General features: G+C 42.8%; 1 protein-coding gene and 2 pseudogenes. 2 read left to right on the forward strand and 1 reads right to left on the reverse strand.

Features of this window, described 5'->3' with window-relative positions; translation table 11 throughout:
• Positions 1–91 precede the first annotated feature (91 nt).
• Positions 92–514: pseudogene (locus QZ506_RS04635) on the reverse strand (recombinase family protein); the annotation flags it as partial.
• Positions 515–782: 268 nt separating this feature from the next.
• Between QZ506_RS04635 and QZ506_RS21470 the strand changes: the two are divergent.
• Both QZ506_RS21470 and QZ506_RS04640 read left to right on the forward strand, forming a co-directional pair.
• A complete protein-coding gene (locus tag QZ506_RS21470) occupies positions 783–956 on the forward strand; it encodes a hypothetical protein (protein WP_367272972.1) in 174 nt (57 codons plus the stop codon).
• Between the two features lie 15 nt (positions 957–971).
• Positions 972–1223: pseudogene (locus QZ506_RS04640) on the forward strand (phage tail protein); the annotation flags it as partial.
• Between the last annotated feature and the right edge of the window lie 122 nt (positions 1224–1345).

Consider the following 1345-nt stretch of genomic DNA (forward strand, 5'->3'; position numbering starts at 1 on the left):
ACGTAACAATCGACCCGTATGGGGCGCAGTCGTTACAGGTTCTGATTTATTCAACAAAGCCCTGCTCTTGCTGTGCAGAAGATAATTAGCAAGGTCTACCGCCAATACGTCCTCTGCTTCTCGCTGCGGCTAGACCTGCCTGAGTACGTTCAACAATCAGCTCCCGCTCCATTTGCGCCAACGCACTCATCACATGAAAGAAAAAACGCCCTGCGGACGTAGAAGTATCAATGGAATCCGTCAAACTATGAAAATGGATGCCTTCATCTTCTAGTTTGGATATTAAAGTAATCAAATGGTTAATGCTACGACCCAGCCTGTCGAGCTTCCAGACCACCAGAGTATCCCCCGATTTCAGGCAGTTTAACGCGCGTTTTAATCCGGGTCTCTGGTCTGTTTTTCCACTGATTTTATCCTCAAAAATCTGTTCACAATTTGCGCAAATCAAGGTTTTTTGCTGTAAACCGGTGTTTTGGTCATTTTTTGACACCCTCATATAGCCAATTTTTGCCATTTTTAACCTTTTCTCAACCTCGGTAAGCCTTGTAATCGCTGTTTTAGGTCAAAATGTTAGCTAATTTCATGATGTAAGAAAACCTTGGTTTGTTAGAAACGATAAATCTGGCTAAAAATGCAACACCTTCGTCTCGCAAAATTAACGGCAAAAACTGCTTTGTTGAACAATAGGTAATCATGCTGTTTTTCCATGCCAGTTTTGGTTGAAAATGCTTGTCATCTCAGGTGTACACTTTTCTCATGAGGCCTAACTGCGTGATTTTACGTTGCGAGGATCCGTCGTTTCACTGGGCTGCCAGCATAAAATCTATTTATTCAACAAAGCCGGCAAAAACCTGACTCAGGATGTACAATTAACCGCCACAGATGTTAAAGCAGTTACACCAGAAATATTACGTGTAGAAATTCCCGTAGGTGTACCGCTTCCTTGGCCGACTTAAAAAGCACCAAACGGTTGGTTTATTTGCAACGGTGAACCATTTGATAAGAAAAAATACCCACTCTTAGCACTAGCTTATCCATCCGGCAAACTCCCTGATTTACGTGGCGAATTTATTCGTGGGCTGGATGCTGGGCGAAAAGTGGATAACGGACGTAAGATATTAAGTACGCAATCGGATGCCATGCAGAAAATTTGGGCAGAGTGGACGATGGATGATCAATCTGTTGCTTCAAACTTTCCTCCTAAAGGTGGCTTTGTTGAATAAATAGAACTTTTGGGTAATCATCGGAGCAGATCACCACAGTTGTTTCAAAATCAGGTCTCCATGGCAAAACAAAATTTTAAAATCACCAACTGGCCCTCTTATAACAAGGCCCTCAAGCAGCG

The organism is Candidatus Symbiopectobacterium sp. (assembly GCF_020054415.1).
In the GTDB taxonomy this organism is placed as follows: domain Bacteria; phylum Pseudomonadota; class Gammaproteobacteria; order Enterobacterales; family Enterobacteriaceae; genus Symbiopectobacterium.